Genomic DNA, 23,291 nt, shown 5'->3' with positions numbered 1-23,291 from the left:
TTTTACGGGAGGCTGACACTTAGATTTCCCGCGCGATGGTCGAAGCCAAGACCCGCCGCTTTTGCGGGCGTCAGGCCCGCGCATCGGCCACGCAAGCCGAGCGTCGTCGATTGATAGTGAACCTGACCCCGTTATTCCAAAGCCAAGACCCACCGCTTTGCCGGCGTCAGGCCCGCTCATCGGCCACGCAAACCGAACGCCGTCGACTGATAAGTTAACCTGCCTCCGTTACTTGCGATGATATGGCTAAAATTTTCGCCCAATTGGCCGATATCGCCTGAGCGGCTTAGTGCGAGCTAACTTCTTTAGGAGAAGCATCAATGGATTGGTTTGACTTTCTCACCAATAAAGTTGCTTTAGGATCAATCACCGGCATCATCGTTGCCGCAGCTATCACCTGCTGGCGGGCTGAATCTTTTCATCCTGTCAACGCTAGGCTCCTGCGTTTCTTCATTGCCAGGGACGAGATTGAAGATCCGGTGATCAAGAAGAACTTGGCGGACCAGGCTGCACTGGTTAGCTTTCGTATGACCCATGGTGTGCGGTCACAAACGCTTTTGGACGCTCAAAACCTCGCAGCTTTCTCCGAGAAAAGAAATATACCCATTAGCTTGATAGGCAGAGCGGGATGGGCATTCGATCTAAAAAAGCTAGAAATCGTTCCCAAAAGAATTCCCCATTGGGCATGGCCAGCCGGGGCTTCAATTGTCCTATTTCTCCTAATCATTGGAATGATCATCTCAGCGGCTGTGGCTTCAACCGACGATCTGCTAATTACATTGAAGGGCAGCGAAACATCATTATGGTTGACAAGCACCGAAGCCAGGAAAGTCCGCCCGATCTTCGGGAAAAAGGAAAATTTCGTAAAAGACCAATGCTCATCCAGCCAAAAACCGGTCAGCCCACCGGGGTTTAAATCGACCGACCCCAGGACGCTGTGCGATATCTGGGCAGATAACTCATTCGATAAATATTTAGCCCAGGAAATCCCCAAGCAGCGCCGCGTTTTTCTGATGGCCTTAGGTATGCTGACCTGGTATGCGCTTATGATCTTTGGCACAATACGTCAGTGGCTTGCGCAGATTGAGTTGAAAAAAATCCTAGGCAAGGCAGAAACAGAAAAGGCCGAAGCTTGAGATATCGGCCACGCAAGCCGAGCGCCATCAACTGATAAGTTAACCTGACCCCGTTATTTGTTCCTTAATTAACCTGTCCGAGAAATCGGGGATGGTCCAACCTGACCCCGTTACCGTTACGCTGGTGCCGTAAAAATGTGGGGATACCTAGGAACCTGACCCCGTTATTAGCCGTTGGAACCTGTCTCACGTTGGCTAGAAAGCTTGCGCACATTGCCCGACGCAGTACGCGAGCAGATGACGCTGGTGCCGTAAAAACGTGGGGATACCTAAGAACCTGACCCCGTTATTACTCCGACTTTCCAACGTAACCCAGTTCTGCCAACCGTCGAAGAACGCGATTAAAGGAATCAGCACCAACAGAGACAAGCTGACGCCAATCAAAATATGGCGGCTGAGTGTTTTTCTTTACCCAAACATCGGTCAAATAATCCCTAAATCCGCTTGCACGTACATAGCGAGCACCAAGCCTATCGTCGTTAACAACCTTGGTCAGCTCAGCCCTGACGTCTGCATCAAATATTGGCGTATCAAATGACATAGCTTCCAAAAACGAAAAATCCCCTACCCATTTCTTACTGACATAGGCGCCGAGCGTAGTTATTCTGAATGCTTCCGGCAGACCTTCTCGCTGAATGTCTCCATCTAATTCAAGAGTCTTTCTTTCAACTGATTCAATCAGCTTTTTTCTATTAAGCCGGATGAGATGATTCGTGATCTGACCACTTGTAAACCCGCGATCCTGCATTTCTTCAATAACAGCAGACATCTTTACAAAGCCATCGGCCGCCCCTGAAATTACGTGATCCCAAGAAAGATAAGACAAGATCAACAGCGACAGGAAATGTTCGTATATATCAGCAGTCGTGACATCGAAAACATTAGAAGCCAGCGACGCCGATTCTTGGAAGTGGGAATAATCACCAAGTAGAGCAGTTTTTGCAAATTCGTGGACTGGAATTATATACCCATCCCCATCCATAACCTTTCCAACAATCCTCTCAGACTGGACATTCGGGTTTCCAAAAAACCTAGCGACAAGCTCCACTGCAATTCTTATATTTCCGGAAGATACATTAACAATAAACTCCATTATATCTTTGTTTCTTGACATCGAATTTCTAAGGACATCTATCAAGATAGATAGTGACTCCAAGTGAAGCGAGACCCCTCCAATCGATTGAATTGGAAGACGACCCTCCGCCATTTTCTTAGCAAAAACAAGACGCTTTTCAATAGCATCTTCCAGCTTTGGTGGTGGAATAACGAACACCTTAGACGGATATGCAGAGACAGCACCACTTCTCTTCGAAGCATGAAATGTCTGAGGCCGTAGAGCGATGAACACAACCGAAGACCAATGCGCGCTAAGCTCCTGTGCGATAACAAAAGCATCGGTCTGTACCGACGTACTCCGCTGATCAGCATTGTCGATCACAAATACGATCTGAGCAGTACGCGATTTTGCGACAAAAGCTAAAACCCTCTTCAAGTGACTTTCGCGCCTAGATGCCAAGCCCATCAATAGTGTGAGCCGCTGTTCTTGAAAGGAGGACTCATTAATATCTCGAAGTTGAGACATTATCCCGGTATCAAATTCATTCAACTCAGCTTTATATATGCTTTCAAGCATCTTCGCGTCCATCTTATTGACACCAAGATCCTCTCGAAGCGTAACTTCCACTTGTTCAAGAAGTGCATCTTTAGTTTCTTTAACTAGCGCACCTTCCGAACCCAGGTCAAAGTAGATGCTTATTACCTTTTTAAAGACATCGCTTGCACTCACTTTCATTAGGTGCTTCAGAAATGACGTTTTTCCTACACCTACATCACCTAGCAGAACTAGGGGGCGGCGAGCAAGGGCTTCAGCCAAGACCTTCTCGCTAAACTCTCCTTTACGCGAATTCCTAGGATTTACCTGCTCCAGCTTGCTTCCAGTAACACCAGAAGGAAATAGTGCAGCGTATCGGGCTGCAACGATACTCTTACCAAGCATCGAGTATTGAGAAATAGGACCACTTTCGCAATAACACTCTCGCAGAAACTCTGTCTCTACACCATCAGACCTACCTAAATCCTCGATTACAAGCGACGCCGCATTGCGCAGTGTTTCTTGGAAATCACTTGAATAGGAATAGTCGTGATATTGAATGCATAATGAGGAGAGTTTAGGTGGCGTGACAGCAGAACTTTTCCCACTGAGAATCGGCCTATATCGCTGCTCGGTGACTCCTGGACGTGAGATAGTGTCGAAGACCATAACGAAGTTCCTTACGATTTCGTCGTAGCCGTCAAAAACCAGCGCATCACCGGAAAGCGGAGAAAGACCGTCGTTGCGTGTCGCCATGAATATTATTAGCTGAGACGCGTTACTTACCACCGCAAGCTCGACACCTCTTGACTGGCAGTACTTTTGCGCCTGGAGGACAGCATCTCCAACTTCTTTAGAGAATGCACAGAGTGAGTCAAGACGCACTCGCACGCCTGATTTTGGGCCTCTTGGCGGAAATTTAAACTGATCCGATGATCGCTTGGCCTCAACAATTAGCGATCGGGGAGCACCACATTCGTAGTCGGTACGCTCTCCCGACTGCGCAACTTCGACCTTTGTTTCTACGACGTCCCATCCAAGGCAATTCCGCAGGAACAAATCAATGAATGAAAATCGGGTTTGGGCTTCATTTGAAAGGTCACCAAGTGGTGAGTATTCCGCAACGAGCTTCTTCAAATTATCCAAGCCAACACTATATTCGATTGACATCCTGCATCCTCTCACTCAATTAGTTCATATTAGCCAACTAAACTCGCAATGGTAGGTGGCTGCACTTATCGAAAAAAGGGCGGCCAATGGCCGCCCTTTCTTATCAGTCAGTTCCTAAACTACTCAAACCCCAACCGGATTGGCCTTCTCAGGATCGATCTTGTACTGCTTGATCGCCCGGGCCACATCCTTGCCGGTCATCTTGCCATCCTTCGCCAGCGCGGCAATTGCCGCGTGTGCGATGTAGTAACGGTCGACCTCGAAGAAGCGACGCAGGTTGGCACGCGTATCCGAACGACCGAACCCATCCGTGCCGAGCACGGTGTAGGTCATCGGCACAAAGGCGCGGATCTGGTCGGCGAAGGCGCGCACGTAGTCCGTTGCGGCGATGGCCGGGCCCTGGCGGCCTTCCAGCAGCTGGGTGACGTAGGGCTTGCGCTGTTCGGCCTCCGGGTGCAGTCGGTTCCAGCGTTCCACGGCGTAGCCGTCGCGGCGCACTTCGTTGAGGCTGGGGCAGGACCAGATGTCGGCGGTGACGCCGAAGTCCTTGTCCAGCAGCTCGGCCGCGGCAATGGCCTCGCGCAGGATGGTGCCGCTGCCCAGCAGCTGCACGCGCAGCTCGCCCTTCTTGGGCTTGCCGGCGTCCTTGAGCAGGTACATGCCCTTGATGATGCCCTCGGCTGCGCCGTCCGGCATGCCGGGGTGGGCGTAGTTCTCGTTCATCAGGGTGATGTAGTAGTACTCGTCGATCTGGTCTTCCATCATCGCCTTCATGCCGTGCTGCATGATGACGGTGACTTCGAAGCCGAAGGTCGGGTCGTAGCTACGCACGTTCGGGATGGAGCCGGCAATGACCTGGCTGAAGCCATCTTCGTGCTGCAGGCCTTCGCCGTTGAGCGTGGTGCGGCCGGCAGTACCACCGAGCAGGAAGCCACGCGTGCGCATGTCCGCTGCCTGCCAGGCGATGTCGCCCACGCGCTGGAAGCCGAACATGGAGTAGTAGATGTAGAACGGCAGCATCGGCACGTCGGACACCGAGTAGCTGGTGCCGGCGGCCATCCACGAGGCGATGGCGCCCGGCTCGCTGATGCCCTGCTGCAGCACCTGGCCGGTCTGGTCTTCGCGGTAGTACATCAGCTGGTCGGCATCGACCGGCTTGTACTTCTGGCCGAACGGGGCATAGATGCCGATCTGGCGGAACATGCCTTCCATACCGAAGGTGCGCGCCTCATCGGCCACGATCGGCACGATGCGCGGGCCCAGTTCCTTGTCGCGCAGGGCGATGTTGAGGCTCTGCACGAAGGACATGGTGGTGGAATAGCTGCGCTCGCCGCTGTCCTTGAGCAGGCGCTCGAACTTGTCGAGCGTGGGCGCCACGAACGACTTGCTGGCCTTGGGACGGCGCGAGGGCAGGAAGCCGCCCAGCACGTTGCGGCGTTCTTTCAGGTACTGCACCTCCGGGGAATCTTCGCCGGGGTGGTAGAACGGCACCTGGCCGTCTTCCAGCTGGGCGTCGGTCACCGGAATGTTGAAGCGGTCGCGGAAGTGCTTGACCGCCGCGTCGTCCAGCTTCTTGGTCTGGTGGGTGGGGTTGAGCGCCTCACCGGCCGAGCCCATGCCGTAGCCCTTGACCGTCTTGGCCAGGATCACGGTGGGCATGCCCTTGGTGTTCACGGCCTGGTGGTAGGCGGCGTACACCTTGTGCGGGTCGTGGCCGCCACGGTTCAGGCGCCAGATGTCGTCGTCGGACAGGCCGGCGACCATGGCCGCGGTCTCCGGGTACTTGCCGAAGAAATTTTCGCGGGTGTAGGCGCCGCCGAAGGCCTTGCAGTTCTGGTATTCGCCGTCGACGGTTTCCATCATCAGCTTCTTGAGGACGCCGTCGGTGTCCTTGGCCAGCAGGGCATCCCAGTAACCGCCCCACAGCAGCTTGATGACGTTCCAGCCGCCGCCACGGAACACGCCTTCCAGTTCCTGGATGATCTTGCCGTTGCCGCGCACCGGGCCGTCCAGGCGCTGCAGGTTGCAGTTGACCACGAAGATCAGGTTGTCCAGGCCTTCGCGGCCGGCCAGCGCAATCGCGCCGAGGGTTTCCGGCTCGTCGCTCTCGCCGTCGCCGATGAAGCACCACACCTTGCGGTCGGACTTCTCGATCAGGCCGCGGTTTTCCAGGTAGCGCATGAACTGCGCCTGGTAGATGGCGGCCAGCGGGCCCAGGCCCATCGACACGGTGGGGGTCTGCCAGAACTCGGGCATCAGCCACGGGTGCGGGTAGGACGAGATGCCCTGGCCGTCCACTTCCATGCGGAAGTTGTCCAGCTGCGCCTGGCTGATGCGGCCTTCCAGGAAGGCGCGGGCGTAGATGCCCGGGGCGCTGTGGCCCTGGACGAACAGCAGGTCGCCCGGATGGGTGTCCGAGGGCGCACGCCAGAAGTGGTTGAAGCCCACGTCGTACAGCGTGGCGCTGGAGGCGAACGAGGCGATGTGGCCGCCCAGGTCGCCCGGCTTGCGGTTGGCCCGCACGACGGTGGCCATGGCGTTCCAGCGGATGATCGAGCGGATCTTCCACTCCAGCGCGGAGTCGCCGGGGTTCTTGGCCTCGTTGGCCGGTGCGATGGTGTTGACGTACTCGGTGGTGGGCGAGAACGGCAGGTAAGCGCCGGCGCGGCGGGTCTGTTCGACCATGCCTTCCAGCAGCTGATGGGCGCGCTCCGGGCCTTCGACGTCGATGACGGCCTTGATCGATTCGAGCCACTCCTGCGTCTCAAGCGGGTTCGGATCGTTGTGCAGCACTTCGTTCAACCAGTTCATTAGCGCTCCCGGGGGGACACACCCCGCGGGTGTGTCGACATCGTGAATTCGTGAACCCGCAAGTGTACCGCACGCACCTGTTGCCATTCCTCGCTACGGTGGCGTATGGAATGGGACGGTGTGTGCATGGGCGGAGCGATGGCGGGTGCTACACACGCGGGCGCGACCGGTGTACGACCAAAGGATGAGGGCCGCCACGCGCCAGAGCCGCCGCATGCGCCCTTCTCCCATCGGGAGAAGGTGCCCCGCAGGGGCGGATGAGGGTACGGGCGAAGCCTCGTGCAGTTGTAATCAACACGAGGGCTTCGCCTCGTACCCTCACCACCCGCTCCGCGCCCCGGCCCGCGCTTGCGCCGCGGGCGCTCCAAGTCACGCGCGCCAGTGGCGCGCAAGCCATGCCTTCTCGCCCGAGGGAGAGGGGCTTTGATCCCGCACCGAGAGAGGGCGGGACGAACGGACGAAAGCCGAACGATTGGACGCGCGTCGGTCAGAACGCCTGCAACGCTTCGGTCAGTTGGCCGTTGTTGTTGACTGCGCCCATGGTGTAGCCCTGCCAGCCCGGGTAGGCGTTGGGTTCCCAATAGAACACGCCGAGGACGCGCGAGCCGATCGCGTTGCTGCGGCTGAGCAGGTTGGTGAGCATGGCGCGGGTGGTGGCGGCCTGCTGCCAGTCCATGCCGACCTCGGCCACGATTACGTCGCTGCCGTAGCGGGAGATCATGTCGCGCATGTTGGTGTCCAGCTGCCCGTTGGTCTGCTGCCAGCTGCTGGCCTTTGGGTAATGCGACATGCCGATGACGTCCCACTTGCCGCCAGCCGAGCGCAGGCTGTCGAAGAACCAGCGGAAGTTGGCGTTGTCGTAGCCGTTGGCCAGATGCACGATGACCTTGGCGTTGGGGTACACCGCCTTGGTGGCGTTGTAGCCGCTGTTGATGAACTGCGCCACGTTGGCGAAGTTCACCGGCTGCGTGCACTTGTCGCAGAACATGCCGGCGTTGATCTCGTTGCCCACCTGCACCCAGCTGACGGTGATGCCGTTGTCCTTGAGGTACTTGAGGATGCCCTGGGTATGGCTGTACACGTCGGTGTTGAGCTGGGCCACGGAGTGGCCGGCCCAGGCCGCCGGACGGTGCTGATCGTCAGGGTCTGCCCAGGTATCGCTGTAATGGAAGTCGATCATGATGCGCATGCCCTGGGCGGCGGCGCGCTTGGCCTTGTCCAGGGTGTCGCGGCCGTCGTTCCAGCCGCCGGACGGGTTGACCCACACGCGCAGGCGAATGGCGTTGCCGCCGACGTCCTTGAACAGCTTGATGAAGTCGGTGGTCTTGTTCGAGGCATCGTGAAACAGCTGCGGCGGATTGTTGGCTGCCTGCTGATTGAGCCAGCTGACGTCGGCGCCCTTGGCGATGCCTTGCGCGCCGGCACCGGCACTGACAAGCCCCAGCAACAGCACCAGCAGCAAACGGCTGTACCCGGTACGAAAAATGCGCATGAAACCCTCTCCCTTGATCGATGGATGTCGCGCCAGATGGCGCCCTGCCTGATCCCCTCCCGAATCCGCCGCGTGATGCGTGGCGATGCGGGCGATGCTTGCGACGGCCAGGCACGCCGCGAAACGGGGGCGATTCCAGCACGGCTGCGCAACGCGGTCGCGCTCGCTATAGGTGCTGGGCGAATGCGGCATATCTCGCGGCGGAAAAAGCCTGCGCCAGCGACCTGACGTTGGTGTGCGACAGCACAGTGTTGTGCGGGTGCAGCAGGAAACCGGCGCGGTATTGCGCAAAGCCTCTGCTCCACGCGCGCAGTCGCGGCAGCGACACGCATGACCAGATCGCTGCGACAGCACCGGGACCCGGCCCGATGCGACGCGGCAACGTGCTACGGGCATCGCGGCAGTCGGGCGCGCTGCCGGAAGTGCAAATCACCGCCGCACGCTGACCGCGCGCATCGGCTTGGGCGGACTGCCGATGCTGGAACAGCCGCACCAACTGGATAAACGTCAGCGGCGCGCCGCGCAGCACCGTGGGCGATTCCAGTTCGGCGGTACCCGCCTGGCGGGCATCGGGGCACTCCGGCTGCCCGATGCCCTGCCCGTTCGGCGCACGCGGCACGCCCTCGCCGCAGGCGCGTCGGCGACCGAACGACACAACGCCGGGCAAGCCGGCGTTGTGTGTGCACCCTGCGATGGAGGCGCTTGGCAGATGGAGGCGGCGCCGCGTAACGGATGGCAGCCGAGCCACCGGGCGCCATGACGGCACGCCTGCATGAGCGCACTCAGCCCAGCGCGCGGGCGCCCTGCTGTTGCTGCTGGGTCTGGGTCTGCTGCTGTTCCAATGCCACCGACTGCCGTGCGGCATTGTCGGCCACGCGCTGGCTGCTCTGTTCGAGTGGCGTGTTCATGGCGGTCATGGTGTCCACGCTCACACGCAGTTGCGCCGGGTCGTCCACGCGGCCCTGCACGGCGAACGTGCGAGCGGCATCCTGACTCATCATCACCGCATCGATGCGCTGGCCGCCGGCGGCGTGCATCTCCGAGGCAAGCGAGCCGGACAACTGCGCGCTCTGCTGGTCGGATGTGCGCCCGGCGCGTGCGTCCTGCGCATGCACACCGCGCTGCGCATCCTGGAACAAGGGGTTGCCCAGGTGCCCGGGCTGATCGATACGCAGCGAGGTATGGTCGTTGCCGTGCTCGCGCGCGTCGCGCCTGGCCGGCTCGCCCGGGGCGAGCGGGCCGCGGATGGCGTCGATGGCGTCCTGGCCCAGGCCCTTCGGCCCCCGGCTCAACAAGGTGATCCCCGTCCGGATCTCGTCCAGATCAGATCTGTACTCGTTGATCATTCTCTTATTTTGATCTGCAAGTTGACGCGCTTGCGGGTCATTAAGCGGAGAACGCTCATCCAGAAAGTTTTTGATGGTGTGCGAACCCAACGAATTGACAGCAGAGGCCACAGGTGAATCGGGAATCAGGAAATTCACCTTGCTGTTGCTGTAGCCCAAGGCACTCAGCGTTGCGATCTCGTTGGGCCTGGCATAAACGCGCACCTCTCCGAAATGCGGAGATGCTGCGCTTACAGGATCGGCGGCCATGACATGGTTAACCACGCTGGTGCCACCCTCTGGAATGCGATACGCCAGGCTCGCTGCGCCGTAAGCGTTGAAGGTTTCCCCTTTCAGATCGAAGTGGTGCGCGCTGACCTGCGCAAGCGCTCCGCCCAGCGAGTGACCAGTCACCGTGACCTCAGGAGCGTGCCCAGTACGCTGCTCCTGCTTGGCCGCATAGCCAAGTGCACTTTTTGTCAGGGCTATCGCATCATCGGCTTGCGGGTTGATGCGCTGAAACACCATGGAACCGTCTGCCTGCACCGCGTCACGCAGGATTTCCTCGGTGCCCCGGTGAGCGACGACGATATCTCCGCCGCCAACACGTTGATAGATCGTTCCCTGATAGCCCGTCTTTCGATTGTTGACGTGCTCCAGAATTTCGTAACTCTCGCCGCCAACATCCACTCGCTCACGGTCACCAGGGCCACGCTTACCGACCTTGTGATCGACGTAGCCCTCGTTGGAAAGAATGGCGTATTGCTGCGAGGTAGGCTTCACGGCGAAACCTCTTTGGCGACAAGAGTGACCGAGAACAATTCATCGCGCAGCTCAGGCTTGAATTCCGACGCCGAGGGCAAACCGTTGTCGGCGTAGTCCTCGATATCTTCCTTGGGATAGCCACCCTTCCAGAAATACAGAGTGACGGGTTTGCCGGCGATGACATCCTTGGTCTCGATAAACGGTAAAAATGCGGTTTCCTCTTTTTTTCCACTGGCCTTCAGAGAAACACGTGCCCCCGTCATTTCCCAATGACACTGCCCTCGCCCGTAGTAATCCTCATCCAGCATGAGATCGAGGTGGATGACTCCTTGATATTCTTGCTCGGATACTTTTTTCAGCACGACCGGCTCACTGCTCGTGATGCGCTGCCCGACGCCTGTCTGCGGATGAATCTGGCCGCATTCGCTGTCGTTGCTGACGTCGTACTGTGCATACCCATTCACTGCCGCAAAGCTGCCTGGCGCCTTGTCCAACGTGACCGTCAGCGCGTATGCCTTGCGCGGGTTGGGATTCAGCTTGGCAAGGCCGCGGCCACCGGCCTCGACGTCGGCTTCTGCAGTGGCCTCGGTTGCGGGGGAAAGGGTCTGGGTCATGCTGGTCTCCGGGGCGTTACAGGCCGTAAGCAGTAGGGCCAGCAGGCTCGGTGTGAGAATCAGGCGCAAGGCCGGCCTCCATGGCGATAGGGGGCTCAATCTAGTTGGCTCGAGCCGGACGGGTCAATTTACGGCAGCTGAGGATGAGGCCGCCGTGAGCGGGCATCGGGCAGTTGTCGCCGGCAGGAAAACTGCGATGATCAGCGCTATCCGCCAGGGGAGCGTGTTATCGCCACGGTTCTCACATCGCCCGCCGACAGCGTGGCTGTCATTGCGCGCGTGCACTGGCGGCATAGCCTGCGCATGCGCGTATTGCTCGCCGCCACCGCGGTGCTGGTGGTGTTGCTGAGCGTGCTGGGCACGGTGTTCTACCTGGGCGCGCGCGCTGAGTTGGTGGAAGCGGCGCGCGTGGAAGTGGACGGATTGACCGAGCAGACCGCGCGCAGCCTGGCGGCGATGCTGGATTCGGTGCAGGTGAGCGGGCGCACGCTGGCGGCCAGCAGTGGTGCGGTGGGGTTGCAGCCGTTCAACTTGCGCGCGTTGTTGCTGGCCACGCTCAGTGGCGACCCGGACATCGGTGCAGCGCGGCTGATCATCGAACCACGGACGCAAAAAGCCGGCGACACGGGGTTTGTCTGGTACGTGCATCGCGACGGCACGCGCGTGCTGGAGAAATCGGTGCAGGACCTGGGCTACGACTACCGCGCGATGCCGTGGTACCTGCGCACCCAGCGCGAAGGCCGCGCGTGGTGGTCCGAGCCGTACCTCAACACCAATGGCGGCAACGAGCTGTACACCAGTTACAACCTGCCGCTGCGGCGGCCGGGCGATGCGCCGGATGCGTCGCCGGTGGGCATGGTGAGTGCGGATCTGCCGTTGCGGCATCTGCGCGAGATCATCGACCAGTTGCCGCGCGATATCGGTATCCGGCCGATGCTGCTGTCGCCGGAGGGCATGCTGGTGTTCAGCCCGGATCCGGCGCTGGATCTGCACACCACGCTCGATCGCTATGTGGCGCGTTCGCGACCGGATCTGGCGCCGTTGCAGCGTGCGATGGCGGCCGGCCAGCCGATCTCGTTCTCCCACACTGCGCCCGACGGCGAGCGTTTTCTGACCCATAGCGCGGCAGTCGGGCACAGCGGCTGGACGTTCGTGCTGTCGGCCTCGGAAGGCTACGTGTTGTCTGGCCTGAACTGGCTGGCCGCATGGGTGTCTGCGGCCGCATTGGTGGGTGCGGCCGTCTGGTGGTGGCTGATGGTGCGGATCACGCGCAAGTTGACGCGGCCGATCGAGGAACTGACCGACACCGCCGAGCACTTTCGTCGTGGCGAATTCGAGTACCCGTTACGGCACATCGAGCGCAACGACGAAGTGGGAGTGATGGCGCGCGCGTTCGACAGCGCACGCGATGCGATCCGTCACCATATCGCCGAGATCGGCGAGATGACCGCCGCGCGCGAACGCATGCACAGCGAGCTGCAGATTGCGCGCGAGATCCAGCAGGCGATGCTGCCGTCCGGGCGCACCTTCGACCGTGCGAGTTCGCATCTGGAAACCTGCGCCTGGCTAGAGCCGGCCAAGGCGGTGGGCGGCGACTTCTACCACTTCGTCGAAACCGAGCCGGGGCTGCTGTGGTTCGTGGTCGGCGATGTGTCCGACAAGGGCGTGCCGGCGGCGCTGTTCATGGCGCGCGCGGTCAGCGTGCTGGAAATCGCCGCGCGCCGGCACACGCGCCCTGACGGCATCCTGATCGCCGCCTCCACGCGACTGGCCGAGAACAACGACACCTGCATGTTCGCCACCGTGCTGTGCGGACTGATCAATGTGGTGAGCGGCGACTACTGGCTGGCCAGCGCCGGGCACGAGCCGCCGTTGCTGATCGATATCGACGGCAAGGCACATACCCTGCCGCTGGAAACCGGCCCACCGCTGGGGATCGAACCGCAGACCTCCTTCCCGGTGCTGCAGGGCCGGATGACCGCCGGGCAGACCTTGTTGGGGTATACCGACGGGGTGACCGAGGCGATGGACGAGCACGGCGCCAGCTACGGGCTGGAGCGGCTGCTGGCCACGCTGCACCCGCGCCGCAGTGCGGCGGCGCAATGCAAGGCAGTGATTGCCAACATCGCGCGCTTTACCGGCAACGCCGAGCCGTACGACGACATCACCCTGCTGGCGATCCGGCTGCGTCAGGAGCATGCTGGACGGGTCGCAGAGACCGGCCGGGACGTTCCCGGAAAGGCAACCCGCCCATGAAGTTCGATCTGGCCATTGCACCGTCGCTGGCCCAGCTGGCCGGCGCCAACGACGCGCTGGAAGACTCGCTCACCCGCGAGGGCCTGCATGCCGAACGTATCGGCCAGATCCGGCTGATCGTGGAAGAGCTGGGCTGCAATGCCCTCACTCACGGGCAATGCGCCGAACAGCCGCTGCGCTTGCAGCTGCAACTGGACCCGCAGGCGCTGGTACTGGAGATGCACGACCCCGGCACTGCGTTCGACCCGTGCGCTGCGCCAATGCCCGATGTGACAAGCGAGCTCGACGATCGCCAGATCGGCGGTTTAGGCTTGTTTCTGGTGCATCAGTTCGCCGATCACATCGACTACCGCCGCGATGGTGCATACAACATCGTGCGCGTCACCCTGCTGCACCCGTACGCCCCTGTCCCCGAGGCTTTGTCATGACCACGCTCGCCATCCAGATCGACCCGCCGCAAGACACCCGCCAACGCGTCATCCTGACCGGACGCCTGGACACCCATACCTATCAGGACCTGGACGCGGCGCTGTCGCCGTTGCTGGGCACCTTGATCACCACGCTGGTGCTGGACCTGACCGCGCTGGAATACATCTCCAGCGCCGGCATCCGCTGCATCTTCAAGGCGCGCAAGGCGCTGGCCACGCGTCACGGCAAGGTGCTGGTGGCCAACCCGCAGCCGCAGATCCGCAAGGTCTTCGACATGGTCAAGGCGGTGCCGCTGAGCGATGTGTTCGCCTCCACCGAAGAGCTGGACGCCTATCTGGCGGCGATGCAGCGCAAGGTCATCGAACAGAGCGCGCACAGCGATGCGCCCATCGTGTCGCATTTCGCCGAAGCCTGAAGCCGCATCGCCTGCGCGCACACGTGGGGACGTGTGTGCGTGCGGCGTGTGTGCGGGCCCGGTTAGGCTATGACGCCGTGCTCGCTGCGTCGCAATGCCTGCCCTGATCATTTTCGATTTCGACGGCACCCTGGCCGATTCGTTCGGTTTCTTTCTGAGCACGCAGCGCGCACTGGCCGCGCGGCATGGGTTCCGCGCAGCACAAGCCCATGAAGTGGACGCCGCGCGCCGGCTGACCACGCGCGAGCTGCTCAAACAATCGGGATTGCCCACCTGGCGGGTGCCGCTGGTGGCGGCCGACTTCATCCGCCTGATGCGCTCTGCGCCACCGGCGGCGCTGTTTCCCGGCATTGCGCAAACCGTGAGCGCGCTGCACGCCGGTGGCACGCGCCTGGCGGTGGTGTCGTCCAATTCGGTGGACAACGTACAACGCGCCCTGGGCGAGGACCTGAGCACGAAGTTCGCCGTCATCGAGGGCGGCGCGCACCTGCTGGGCAAACAGCGGGCGCTACGACGCGTCTTGCGTGCGACCTCACACACCCCGGCGCAGGCGGTCTACGTCGGCGACCAGGTCGCCGACTGGGAAGCGGCCCAACGGCTCGGCCTGCCGTTTGCCGCCGTCGCCTGGGGCTATGCACATCCGGAGGTCTTTGCCGGCCTGGCCGCAACCTCGCTGATCGAACGCGTGGACGAGCTGCTGGCACTGGGCATGCGCTAGCAACGGCTACGCGCAGTCGCGCTTGGGCACCTGCTTTTGACGACGGAGACATAGGCAAGGGTTTGCACTCGGCAGCGGCCGGTGATCGGCACACTGGCATCCCCTTCTTGGCCCCGCCCTGGCGCTCGCTGATGTTGGTGTTCGCGTAGTGAGCAGATGCTGTCTTCAGTCCTGCCATTGTTCTTGCCATTGTTCTTGCCATTGTTCTTGCCATTGTTCTTGCCGTTGCCGTTGCCGTTGCCGTTGCCGTTGCCGTTGCTGTTGCTGTTGCTGTTGTTCTTGCCGTTGTTCTTGCTTCACCCAAGTCGCCTTAAAGCAAGCCGAGCACCGCAGTCACGCGTGGCCGAAGAGGCGCCCTTGTTTGAGCGAAGCGCGTTTGGGCGCCGTGCCGCGCGTGGCGAGGAGCGCAGGGCACCGGCGCAGCTGTATCGCGCCGGATTGCGTCAGGCGACAGCGGTTTTGGTGACTTTTGCCAAGACAAAAGTCACCCGTGCCCGAAGGGCGCGGAAGCCTTTGACTTTGCTGTGGCTTAAGCGCTGTGGCTTAAGCGCTGACGCCTGAAAGCCATGCTTCAAATTCGTGCATGGTCTACAGGTGCACCTGCTGGAAATCCCTGGTAACCGTACCCTCATCCGCCCTTCGGGCACCTTCTCCCGGAGGGAGAAGGAAAAGCATGCAGCGCGTTTGGGCGCCGTGCCGCGCGTGGCGAGGAGCGCAGGGCACCGGCGCAGCTGTATCGCGCCGGATTGCGTCAGGCGACAGCGGTTTTGGTGACTTTTGCCAAGACAAAAGTCACGCGTGCCCGAAGGGCGCGGAAGCCTTTGACTTTGCTGTGGCTTAAGCGCTGTGGCTTAAGCGCTGTGGCTTAAGCGCTGACGCCTGAAAGCCATGCTTCAAATTCGTGCATGGTCTACAGGTGCACCTGCCGAAAATCCCTGGTCACCGTACCCTCATCCGCCCTTCGGGCACCTTCTCCCGGAGGGAGAAGGAAAAGCATGCAGCGCGTTTGGGCGCCGTGCCGCGCGTGACGAGGAGCGCAGGGCACCGGCGCGGCTGTATGCGCCGGATTGCGTCAGGCGACAGCGGTTTTGGTGACTTTTGCCAAGACAAAAGTCACCCGTGTCCGAAGGGCGCGGAAGCCTTTGACTTTGCTGTGGCTTGAGCGCTGTGGCTTGAGCGCTGTGGCTTGAGCGCTAACGCCTGAAAGCCATGCTTCAAATTCGTGCATGGTCTACAGGTGCACCTGCTGGAAATCCCTGGTGACCGTACCCTCATCCGCCGTTCGGGCACCTTCTCCCGGAGGGAGAAGGAAATGCACTCGACGAGCTTGAGCGCCGTGCCGCGCGTGGCACGGAGGCAAACGATCGAACACTGCGACGTGCGCTGCACGCCCCCGGACACTACGCGCGAATCTCTATACCCCGCCCGACCGCGGCAATGGCGCCGGCACGTTCAACATCCCGCCCGCTGCCACGTAGGCCGCCAGCGCCTGGCCCTGGCTCAACAGATGCCCATGCATCGTCCGCTCCGCCCCTTCTGCATCGCCGCGTCGCACGCAGTCCATCAACTGCCGGTGCTCGGCCAACGACTGCGCCATCCGCCCCGGCGTCAGCAACTGCCGGCCACGGTGCATCTTCAAGATGCGATGCAGATCGTGGGTCACCCGGATCAACCACGGATTGCCGGCGTACTGCTGCACGGTCTCGTGGATCAGATAGTTGTTGCGGTAATACTCGGCCAGATCGCCGGAAGCGGCAGCCGCCTCCATCGCCGCATGCAGCTCTTCCAGACGCTGCACGCCGGCCGCATCCAGACGCTTGACCGCGTCATGCGCGCAGCGGCCTTCCAGCATCGCCATCACCGGGAACAACTGGTTGAGGTCTTCCAGTGTCAGCCGCGTGACCCGGCTGCCGCGGCCGGCATCCAGTTGCACCAGGCCTTCGGCCGCGAGCAGCTTGAGACTTTCGCGCAGGGGCGTGCGGCTGATGCCGAGTTCTTCGGCCAGCGCCGGCTCGTCGATCCATTCGCCCGGCGGCAGCGCGTAGTCGTAGATCTTCTGGCGCAGGCGCTCGGCCACTTCCTCGTACAGCGGTACGCGCTTCTTGGCGTTGCGCGAATCAGGGGCGAGGGTCATGGCGGGCAGGTCGTCGGCAGCGGATCGGGGGCGCCCATTCTACGGGCGCGCCCGCCGACCCTGCCCACCGGCGGCAATCTCACAGCCAACCCGGCACCACGAACAGCAGCCACGCCGCCAGCGGCCCCAACAGCACCACCAGCCCGCTGTAGACCAGAAACCGACGGAACAGCCCATCGCGCTCTTCCTTGGCCGCCGAGGCCACCACCAGCGCGCCATTGGTGGAAAACGGGCTGACATCGACGATGGTGGACGACACCGCAAGCGCGCAGATCACCCCGGCCGCACCCAGCTGGCCCTGCATCAGGAACGGCACGGCCAGCGGAATGGTGGCGCCCAGCACTGCCGCAGACGAGGCGAACGCGGACACGATGCCGCCCACGTAGCACACCAGCAACGCGCCCAACAGCGGCATTCCGATATGCGACACGCCGGTGCCGATGTAGTCCACCGCGCCGGCCTTTTCCAGCACCGCCACATAGGTGACCACGCCGCTGATCAGCAGCACCGTGGACCAGCTGATCCCATCTACCGCGCCCTTCTGCGCATTGGGCGAGATCAAGGCCAGCGCCACGGCCACGGTGATCGACACCAGGCCGACGTTGAGGTTGTAGACCAGCGCCGCCACGCCCAGCCCCAGCAGGCCGATCAGCGTGATCACCCGATCGCGGGTGATGGACACCGCCTCCAGCGCCAGCGGGTCGGTGGACAAGGTGCCGCCGCCGGCCGCCACCAGCGCGCCGTGGCCTTCGATGGCAAAGCGACGCTGCGATGCCTGATCGCCACTGACCGGCACGTACTGCGCATCGGCCAGCGACACTTCCTGCCGCCGTATCAGCTTGAGCCCACCGAAGGCGCAGAAGCAGATGATCGCCATCATCAGATTGAAGCCCAGGCTGGTGAGAAACACCGCCATCTCGGTAACGTCCAGCCCGGCTTTTTCGACCACCTTGTTGGTGATGCCGCCGTACACGCTGATCGGCGAAAAGCCGCCGCCCTGCGCGCCATGGATCACCAGCAAGCCCATCATCAGCGGATTGATGCGGTACTGCTTGGCAAAGCGCAACGCCAACGGGCCGATGATGGCCACGGCCGCCGGCCCCAGCGCACCGAAGGCGGTGAGCAGGCCGGTGATGACGAACATCACCCACGGGATCGCCACGATGTGCCCGCGCACCGCGCGCACCGCCCAATGCACCAACAGATCGATCGTGCCGTTCTTCTGCGCGATGGCGAACAGATAGGTAATGCCGACCAGGGTCAGGAACAGGTCGCCGGGAAAGCCGGCCAGCACTTCCTTGCCATCCAGCCCCACCCACACGCCACCGACGATGAACGCCAGCGCGAAGGCCACCGCGCCCATGTTGATGGGCAATGCGGTGGCCACGATGAACATGATCACCAAGCCAAGAATCGTTGCAATTTGCGGGGTCATGCGCCCTCCCAGACACCTGATACGCGTACAGCACGGATGGCCACCCGCCACCCAAGGGTCACGCCGTGTACGACACCTGCCTGGTGGTCATGCCGCGCGTTCGCATGCGGCATTCACCCACTCCACCACGCCTTGGCTGCTATGGAAATCGTCGACCGACCGCGCCTGGCAGTCCGGCAGGATCTCGCGTGCCATGCGCGCCAGCGCGCTGCCGGGGCCGAGTTCGAGAAACACGCGCGCACCGCGTTCGGCGGCCTGCACCAGCACGTCGTGCCAGCGCACGGTCTGTGCGATCTGTGCAGCCAGGCTGTCGATCACCTGCGCCGGCGTGACGACGGCGCGTGCGTCGATGCCGGCCAGGACGCGTAGCGTGGGCGCGCGGATCACCGCCGTGTTCAACGCCGTGGCGAAGGCATCGGCCGCCGCGCGTAGCCATGGCGTATGCGCAGGCACGCTGACCGGCAGCACGGTGACGCGTGCGCCGCGCGCATGCGCGTCATCGCCCAGCGCCTGCAATACAGTACGCGGCCCGCCGAGCACGGCGTGGTCGTCGCCGTTGATGATGGCCACGGCTGCACCATGCGTCTTGCACAGGGACTCCAGCGGGGGCAGCGACAGACCGCTCACGGCGATCAACCCGGCATCCTCGGGGCTGGCCGCATCCATCGCACGCGCGCGGGTGGCCGCGAGCTGCAGGCAGGTCGGGATATCGATGCTGCCGGCCACGGCGTGCGCAGCCAGCTCGCCGACGCTGTAACCCAGCACCAGCAGCGGTGTCGGCAGATGCGCGCGCAGCACCTGCCACTGCGCCAGGGTGCCCGCGCACACCAGCGGCTGGGCGACGGCATTGGCGTAGCGGCCAGGATCTGCGGCAAGTGCTTGCGGAGCGACGCCAAGTACCTGCGTTGCTGTCGCGAGCACCGCAGCGGCGGCAGGCGCATCGCCGACGCGCGCGAACATGTCGGCATGTTGGCCGCCCTGACCTGGGCAGAGGATGGCCAGGCTCATGGTGTGCGCCACGCGTACGCCGTCACACGACCGCGGCGGCCAGACGCAGGTGTGCTGCAGGGACTATTGCCCGGGGCGTGGTGCAGGCGAGCGATGGCGTCCGTACGACATAACGCGAAGCGCTGCGTGCACCAGCGTGCTTTTGCGGCGGCGACGGGCAGGCGCCTGCTCATACGGTCTCCTGACGATGCAGGAACCACGCACACGCCAGCAGGTCCGCACTGCCGCCGGGGCTGAGCCGGCGTGCCACGAAGTGTCTGCCGATCGACGACAGCCGGTCGCGCCAGCCCGGTTGCGCAATGCCGCCGTCAGCGAGAAAGCTGTGCGCCTGCGCCTTGGCGAACGCCAGACCAGCTGCGCCGCCACGATGCAGCAGATTGAGGTCGTCGACGTGCGCGACCAGTTGCATCAAGGTCTGCGTAAGCGCAGCGTCCTGGGTGGCGCCACTGTGCAACGCAGCGCGCAGACTCGGCAGCGCGATCTCGCGCAGTAGCGGGTAGCCGGCCGCGGCCTGCTCGCGAACGCCGCCAACCTGGTACTGCGCACGCGCGCGCTGGCCATTGCTGCGCGAATCCAGCGGCGCCGCGCACACCGCCGCGCTCCACACCTGCACACCGTTGCACACCGCCTCGGCAGATGGCCGGTGGCCGTGCGCCACGCGCAGGCGTGCGGCCTGTGCGGTGAGCAGGCCAAGGCTGAAGATCGCACCACGGTGGGTATTGATGCCGCCGGTGGCGCGCAGCATCGCCGCCTCGGCCGCGATGCCCAGCTCGCGCAGCCGCGCGAAGGGGGCGTTGTCGCTGCCGGCCTGCGCGATGGCGACAAAATAGCCACGCAAGGCGAACAGGCTGCGCAGGAAGGTGGAGGCATCCATGTCGGTATGGCTGCCGCTATCGAATGGCGTCACCAGCCCGGGCTTGGGCGCGCAGGCCAGCTCCGCGTGCAGCGCGCCGACGGCAAGCCGGCCGAGCCGGTGCGCAACGCCGCGCGGCGCTACAGGCACGTCGACATGACGCACGTGGTGTGCGTGTGCGCTCATGCCGCGTTCCTCACTGCAAACAACGCAGTCCGCGCCAACAAGCGGCAGCCGTTGTCGGATTTCACCAGCACCTGCTGCGCGTCGCCGGCGTACTCGCGCCAGTTCACTGCGATGTCGCCGGGGAGCAGCAACTCGCCATCGGCGCGCACGCCATGGCGGTGTTCCCAGCGTTGCAACAATGCGACCACTGTTTGTGCCTGCCCGGGCGTCGCGATGGACCACAACAGATCCAGATCCGATTGCGCATGCACGTAGGTCAGCCCCGTCAACGCTTGCCACGCAAAACTGCCGAACACGCGCGGATGCAGTGCATCGGCCTGCGCGTGCGCGTGCAAGGCCTGCAACGCGGGCTGCAGCGCGCCGGGTGCGTGGGCGATCACCGCATCCAGCGACAACGGCGGGCTGCAGCGTGCGATCTCCTCACCGCTGGCATGCAACGCCAGGCGCTGCTTGCCTTCGCCGGGCGGCAACGGCACGCCCAGGCGCAGGTTGCCCGGCGCCTGGCTGCCGTCGCCACGGGCCACCACCGCCGGCAGGCCGGCGGCAAACCAGCGCTGCAAACGCGGCTGCGCGCCAGGCGTGTGCGCCTGCCACTGCGCCTGGTCGCGCAACCACACCAGGGCGTGGCGCGGCGCCATGCTCAGGCCTCGCCCGCTGCCACGGCGGCGGCGACATCGCGCGCCAGGGTGCGGCCGCCGCGCTGCGCGCCCAGTGCGCGCCGCTGGTCGCCATCGACGGGAGCGGCCAATGCGTCCAGCAGCGCCTGTGCCAGATCGCCGTCCCAGAGCGACTCCACCGCACCCATGCGCACGTAGTTCTCCACACCGGGCGCAAACACCGGCGAGCTCTTGCTCAGCGCCTGCAAGGTGTCGACCGATTGCTTGGTGACACGGGACATCGCACGCAGATCCATCACGCGCACCTGCGCATCCGGCAGTGCGTGGATGTGGTCGGCCATCAGCCCGAACGAGAGAAATCCGCCGCTGACCGATTCGCCGTACACCAGCGTGACCAGGCACGCGCCGCGTCCACGTGCCAGCTCCAGCGCACGTGCCAGATGCGCAAAATAGCCGTTGATGCCCAGCAATTCATCGCGACGTGCCAGGCGTTGCCCGGCGGTATCGGCCAGCATCACGATCGGCCGCTGCGGATGCGCACGGGTACTGGCCAACACGGTGGCGGCCAGGGCCAGCGCGTGGTCCACGCCCACTTCCAGCTTGTTGGCGGTGCCGATCACCGTGACCTCGCCCGCGGCGGTGGTGGCGCTGCCGGTGAGCACATCGTCGTTGCGCGCGATGGCGTGACCGAGCGGAAACAGCTGGTCGAGCAGTTGGCTCAGTTCCATGGTGTGCTCCGGTCTGCAGTGGCCGCCAGGAAGGCGTCCGTGTCCAGCAGCGGCAACCGCTGCGGATCGGCGATGCCCTGGCGCGCCCAGATGTCCAGGCCGTCGCGGCAATCGCCATACGCCTCGATGCGCGCAGACAGTTGCTGATGGGCGTGCTCCAGGGCTTGCAGCGCTGCATCGCCATCGGGTTCTGCAAGTGTGTCCAGCGTGCTGGCCGCTGCATCGGCAAACGCCGCGATGCGGTCGGCCACGAACACCTGCGCCTCGCCCAGCAGATAACGGTGTTTGCCACCGGTCACGCGCCAGACCAGGGCGCGATCGCGGGCGTCGAACTCTTCCACGCCGCGCACGGTTTCGATCACGTCCGGGCCGGACAGCGACAGGCGGCCTTCTTCGGACATGATCACCGCGCTGCAGCAGCGCGCCACGATGCCCATGCCGCCGAACGCGCCATTGCCGCTACCGATCAGTGCCAGCACCGGCACGCCGGCCGCGCGTGCGCCCAATGTGGCGCGCATGACTTCGGAAATCGCGATCAGGCCGGCATTGGCTTCATGCAGACGCACGCCGCCGGTGTCGAGCAGCAACAGCACCGCTGCCGGCTGCGTGGCTGCCGCGCGTTCGAGCAGGCCGGTGAGCTTGGCGCCATGCACTTCACCGACGCCGCCGCCCATGAAGGCGCCCTGCTGCGCAGCGATCAGCACCGTGCGGCCACGCAAGCTGCCCTCGCCCACCACGATGCCGTCGTCGAAGGCGCCCGGCACGTCGAGCTGTGCCAGATGCGGGCTGACCAGGCGCCGACGCGGGCCGACGAATTCGCGAAAGCTGCCGGCGTCCAGCAGCCCGTCGATACGCTCGCGGGCATCGGCTTCGTAATAGCTGCGCTCGGCCATGGGAATGGTGGTGCTCATGCGAATCTCCCGATGACATGCGCAGGAGCGCAACTGGGCGCGATTGCAGCGTTACCGAGAAAACCCGTCGCGCCCGGGTGTGCTCCTACGGGCTCGTCGTAGCTGCGCTCGGCCATGGGAATGGTGGTGCTCATGCAAACCTCCCGATGACATGCGCAGGAGCGCACCTGGGCGCGATTGCAGCGTTACCGCGAACGCCCGTCGCGCCCGGGTGCGCTCCTACGGGCTCGTCGTAGCTGCGCTCGGCCACTGGAATGGTGGTGCTCATGCAAATCTCCCGATGACATGCGTAGAAGCGCAACTGGGCGCGATTGCAGCGTTACCGAGAAAACCCGTCGCGCCCGGGTGCGCTCCTACGCGGTGATGGGGTCGGCTCATGCGACATCTCCCTGCAGCACGTCGATGGCCTGCTCCAGACGCAGGCTCACCACTGCCGGCGTCGCGCCGACATCGTTGATGCTGATGCGCACATCGCGCAGCGGATGGCGCGCGGCGAAGTCGCCCAGCACCGCTTGCCAGATCGTGCCGAAGCCGCGTGCGGCGGTCAGGATTTCGATCTCCATCGCACCGTCGAGCGGCACCCGCTCGACCAGCACTTCCAGGTTGCCGGAGGCGACCACGCCGACCAGCGCATGCTCCAGACCGGTGCGCGCACCGTGCTGGCCGTCAAAGCGATATCGCAGGGTTTCCATGCTGA

The 23,291-nt window shown here is 63.0% G+C and carries 19 protein-coding genes and 1 pseudogene; 5 read left to right on the top strand and 15 right to left on the bottom strand.

Going from position 1 to position 23,291, the window contains the following annotated elements:
- Positions 1-320: 320 nt before the first annotated feature.
- Positions 321-1,136, top strand: a complete 816-nt coding sequence (locus tag Y887_RS06280; RefSeq protein ID WP_052764942.1) for a DUF6216 family protein — start codon at positions 321-323, stop codon at positions 1,134-1,136.
- A 289-nt stretch (positions 1,137-1,425) separates the two neighbouring features.
- On the opposite strand, the gene Y887_RS20140 is transcribed toward Y887_RS06280, so the two are convergent.
- From Y887_RS20140 to Y887_RS06255, 6 genes and pseudogenes are all read right to left on the bottom strand, one after another.
- Positions 1,426-3,897 carry a P-loop NTPase family protein gene (locus Y887_RS20140; RefSeq protein ID WP_127167662.1) on the bottom strand — a complete coding sequence of 824 codons (2,472 nt, stop codon included), beginning with the start codon at positions 3,895-3,897 and terminating at the stop codon, positions 1,426-1,428.
- Positions 3,898-4,020: 123 nt separating this feature from the next.
- On the bottom strand, positions 4,021-6,708 hold the full coding sequence (aceE, locus tag Y887_RS06275) for a pyruvate dehydrogenase (acetyl-transferring), homodimeric type (RefSeq protein WP_046963520.1): 2,688 nt from the start codon (positions 6,706-6,708) through the stop codon (positions 4,021-4,023).
- A 487-nt stretch (positions 6,709-7,195) separates the two neighbouring features.
- On the bottom strand, positions 7,196-8,200 hold the full coding sequence (locus tag Y887_RS06270) for a glycosyl hydrolase 53 family protein (protein WP_046963529.1): 1,005 nt from the start codon (positions 8,198-8,200) through the stop codon (positions 7,196-7,198).
- Between the two features lie 430 nt (positions 8,201-8,630).
- Positions 8,631-8,765: pseudogene (locus tag Y887_RS21530) on the bottom strand (DUF4194 domain-containing protein); the annotation flags it as partial.
- A gap of 217 nt (positions 8,766-8,982) precedes the next feature.
- Positions 8,983-10,308: an XVIPCD domain-containing protein gene (locus tag Y887_RS06260; RefSeq protein ID WP_046963518.1), complete on the bottom strand. Its 1,326-nt coding sequence runs from the start codon at positions 10,306-10,308 to the stop codon at positions 8,983-8,985.
- Complete coding sequence (locus tag Y887_RS06255) at positions 10,305-10,904, bottom strand: hypothetical protein (RefSeq protein WP_046963528.1); 600 nt, start codon at positions 10,902-10,904, stop codon at positions 10,305-10,307. The genes Y887_RS06260 and Y887_RS06255 overlap by 4 nt, the downstream gene beginning before the upstream one ends.
- Before the next feature lie 303 nt (positions 10,905-11,207).
- On the opposite strand from Y887_RS06255, the gene Y887_RS06250 reads away from it, so the two are divergent.
- The 4 genes from Y887_RS06250 to Y887_RS06235 all read left to right on the top strand — a co-directional run bounded on the left by Y887_RS06250 (position 11,208) and on the right by Y887_RS06235 (position 14,722).
- Complete coding sequence (locus Y887_RS06250; RefSeq protein WP_342749417.1) at positions 11,208-13,160, top strand: SpoIIE family protein phosphatase; 1,953 nt, start codon at positions 11,208-11,210, stop codon at positions 13,158-13,160.
- Positions 13,157-13,588, top strand: a complete 432-nt coding sequence (locus Y887_RS06245) for an ATP-binding protein (protein WP_046963517.1) — start codon at positions 13,157-13,159, stop codon at positions 13,586-13,588. Before Y887_RS06250 ends, Y887_RS06245 begins: the two co-directional genes overlap by 4 nt.
- Positions 13,585-14,004, top strand: a complete 420-nt coding sequence (locus tag Y887_RS06240; RefSeq protein WP_046963516.1) for an STAS domain-containing protein — start codon at positions 13,585-13,587, stop codon at positions 14,002-14,004. The genes Y887_RS06245 and Y887_RS06240 overlap by 4 nt, the downstream gene beginning before the upstream one ends.
- Positions 14,005-14,098: 94 nt before the next feature.
- Entirely contained in the window at positions 14,099-14,722 is a 624-nt protein-coding gene (locus Y887_RS06235) for an HAD hydrolase-like protein (protein WP_046963515.1), read from the top strand.
- Positions 14,723-14,887: 165 nt separating this feature from the next.
- On the opposite strand, the gene Y887_RS21420 is transcribed toward Y887_RS06235, so the two are convergent.
- From Y887_RS21420 to mdcC, 9 genes are all read right to left on the bottom strand, one after another.
- Entirely contained in the window at positions 14,888-15,022 is a 135-nt protein-coding gene (locus Y887_RS21420; RefSeq protein ID WP_281256848.1) for a hypothetical protein, read from the bottom strand.
- 1,114 nt (positions 15,023-16,136) lie between these two features.
- Complete coding sequence (locus tag Y887_RS06230; RefSeq protein WP_046963514.1) at positions 16,137-16,856, bottom strand: GntR family transcriptional regulator; 720 nt, start codon at positions 16,854-16,856, stop codon at positions 16,137-16,139.
- Between the two features lie 79 nt (positions 16,857-16,935).
- On the bottom strand, positions 16,936-18,291 hold the full coding sequence (locus Y887_RS06225) for an SLC13 family permease (RefSeq protein ID WP_046963513.1): 1,356 nt from the start codon (positions 18,289-18,291) through the stop codon (positions 16,936-16,938).
- An 87-nt stretch (positions 18,292-18,378) separates the two neighbouring features.
- On the bottom strand, positions 18,379-19,299 hold the full coding sequence (mdcH, locus tag Y887_RS06220; RefSeq protein WP_046963526.1) for a malonate decarboxylase subunit epsilon: 921 nt from the start codon (positions 19,297-19,299) through the stop codon (positions 18,379-18,381).
- 169 nt (positions 19,300-19,468) lie between these two features.
- Positions 19,469-20,338 (bottom strand): triphosphoribosyl-dephospho-CoA synthase MdcB, encoded by an 870-nt coding sequence (mdcB, locus tag Y887_RS06215; protein ID WP_046963512.1) that lies wholly within the window; start codon positions 20,336-20,338, stop codon positions 19,469-19,471.
- A complete protein-coding gene (gene mdcG, locus Y887_RS06210) occupies positions 20,335-20,976 on the bottom strand; it encodes a malonate decarboxylase holo-[acyl-carrier-protein] synthase (RefSeq protein ID WP_046963511.1) in 642 nt (213 codons plus the stop codon). Before mdcG ends, mdcB begins: the two co-directional genes overlap by 4 nt.
- Before the next feature lie 2 nt (positions 20,977-20,978).
- Positions 20,979-21,683 carry a biotin-independent malonate decarboxylase subunit gamma gene (gene mdcE / locus Y887_RS06205; RefSeq protein WP_046963510.1) on the bottom strand — a complete coding sequence of 235 codons (705 nt, stop codon included), beginning with the start codon at positions 21,681-21,683 and terminating at the stop codon, positions 20,979-20,981.
- Entirely contained in the window at positions 21,674-22,576 is a 903-nt protein-coding gene (locus Y887_RS06200; RefSeq protein WP_181113032.1) for a biotin-independent malonate decarboxylase subunit beta, read from the bottom strand. The genes mdcE and Y887_RS06200 overlap by 10 nt, the downstream gene beginning before the upstream one ends.
- A gap of 392 nt (positions 22,577-22,968) precedes the next feature.
- Positions 22,969-23,286 carry a malonate decarboxylase acyl carrier protein gene (mdcC, locus tag Y887_RS06195; RefSeq protein WP_046963508.1) on the bottom strand — a complete coding sequence of 106 codons (318 nt, stop codon included), beginning with the start codon at positions 23,284-23,286 and terminating at the stop codon, positions 22,969-22,971.
- Between the last annotated feature and the right edge of the window lie 5 nt (positions 23,287-23,291).

Source organism: Xanthomonas pisi DSM 18956, from assembly GCF_001010415.1.
GTDB lineage: Bacteria > Pseudomonadota > Gammaproteobacteria > Xanthomonadales > Xanthomonadaceae > Xanthomonas > Xanthomonas pisi.
The sequence above is the reverse complement of the archived record's forward strand: the minus strand, read 5'-3'. Positions and strand labels throughout refer to the sequence as shown.

What these genes read in the sequence shown, in the direction of transcription:
- Y887_RS06250 (WP_342749417.1), top strand. Translation starts at nt 11,208, where the DNA reads ATGCGCGTATTGCTCGCCGCCACCGCGGTGCTGGTGGTGTTGCTGAGC.
- Y887_RS06270 (WP_046963529.1), bottom strand. Translation starts at nt 8,200, where the DNA reads ATGCGCATTTTTCGTACCGGGTACAGCCGTTTGCTGCTGGTGCTGTTG.
- Y887_RS06255 (WP_046963528.1), bottom strand. Translation starts at nt 10,904, where the DNA reads ATGACCCAGACCCTTTCCCCCGCAACCGAGGCCACTGCAGAAGCCGAC.
- Y887_RS06280 (WP_052764942.1), top strand. Translation starts at nt 321, where the DNA reads ATGGATTGGTTTGACTTTCTCACCAATAAAGTTGCTTTAGGATCAATC.
- Y887_RS06245 (WP_046963517.1), top strand. Translation starts at nt 13,157, where the DNA reads ATGAAGTTCGATCTGGCCATTGCACCGTCGCTGGCCCAGCTGGCCGGC.
- mdcH (WP_046963526.1), bottom strand. Translation starts at nt 19,299, where the DNA reads ATGAGCCTGGCCATCCTCTGCCCAGGTCAGGGCGGCCAACATGCCGAC.
- Y887_RS20140 (WP_127167662.1), bottom strand. Translation starts at nt 3,897, where the DNA reads ATGTCAATCGAATATAGTGTTGGCTTGGATAATTTGAAGAAGCTCGTT.
- Y887_RS06225 (WP_046963513.1), bottom strand. Translation starts at nt 18,291, where the DNA reads ATGACCCCGCAAATTGCAACGATTCTTGGCTTGGTGATCATGTTCATC.
- Y887_RS06235 (WP_046963515.1), top strand. Translation starts at nt 14,099, where the DNA reads ATGCCTGCCCTGATCATTTTCGATTTCGACGGCACCCTGGCCGATTCG.
- mdcG (WP_046963511.1), bottom strand. Translation starts at nt 20,976, where the DNA reads ATGGCGCCGCGCCACGCCCTGGTGTGGTTGCGCGACCAGGCGCAGTGG.
- Y887_RS06200 (WP_181113032.1), bottom strand. Translation starts at nt 22,576, where the DNA reads ATGGCCGAGCGCAGCTATTACGAAGCCGATGCCCGCGAGCGTATCGAC.
- Y887_RS06230 (WP_046963514.1), bottom strand. Translation starts at nt 16,856, where the DNA reads ATGACCCTCGCCCCTGATTCGCGCAACGCCAAGAAGCGCGTACCGCTG.
- mdcB (WP_046963512.1), bottom strand. Translation starts at nt 20,338, where the DNA reads ATGAGCGCACACGCACACCACGTGCGTCATGTCGACGTGCCTGTAGCG.
- Y887_RS06240 (WP_046963516.1), top strand. Translation starts at nt 13,585, where the DNA reads ATGACCACGCTCGCCATCCAGATCGACCCGCCGCAAGACACCCGCCAA.
- mdcE (WP_046963510.1), bottom strand. Translation starts at nt 21,683, where the DNA reads ATGGAACTGAGCCAACTGCTCGACCAGCTGTTTCCGCTCGGTCACGCC.
- aceE (WP_046963520.1), bottom strand. Translation starts at nt 6,708, where the DNA reads ATGAACTGGTTGAACGAAGTGCTGCACAACGATCCGAACCCGCTTGAG.
- mdcC (WP_046963508.1), bottom strand. Translation starts at nt 23,286, where the DNA reads ATGGAAACCCTGCGATATCGCTTTGACGGCCAGCACGGTGCGCGCACC.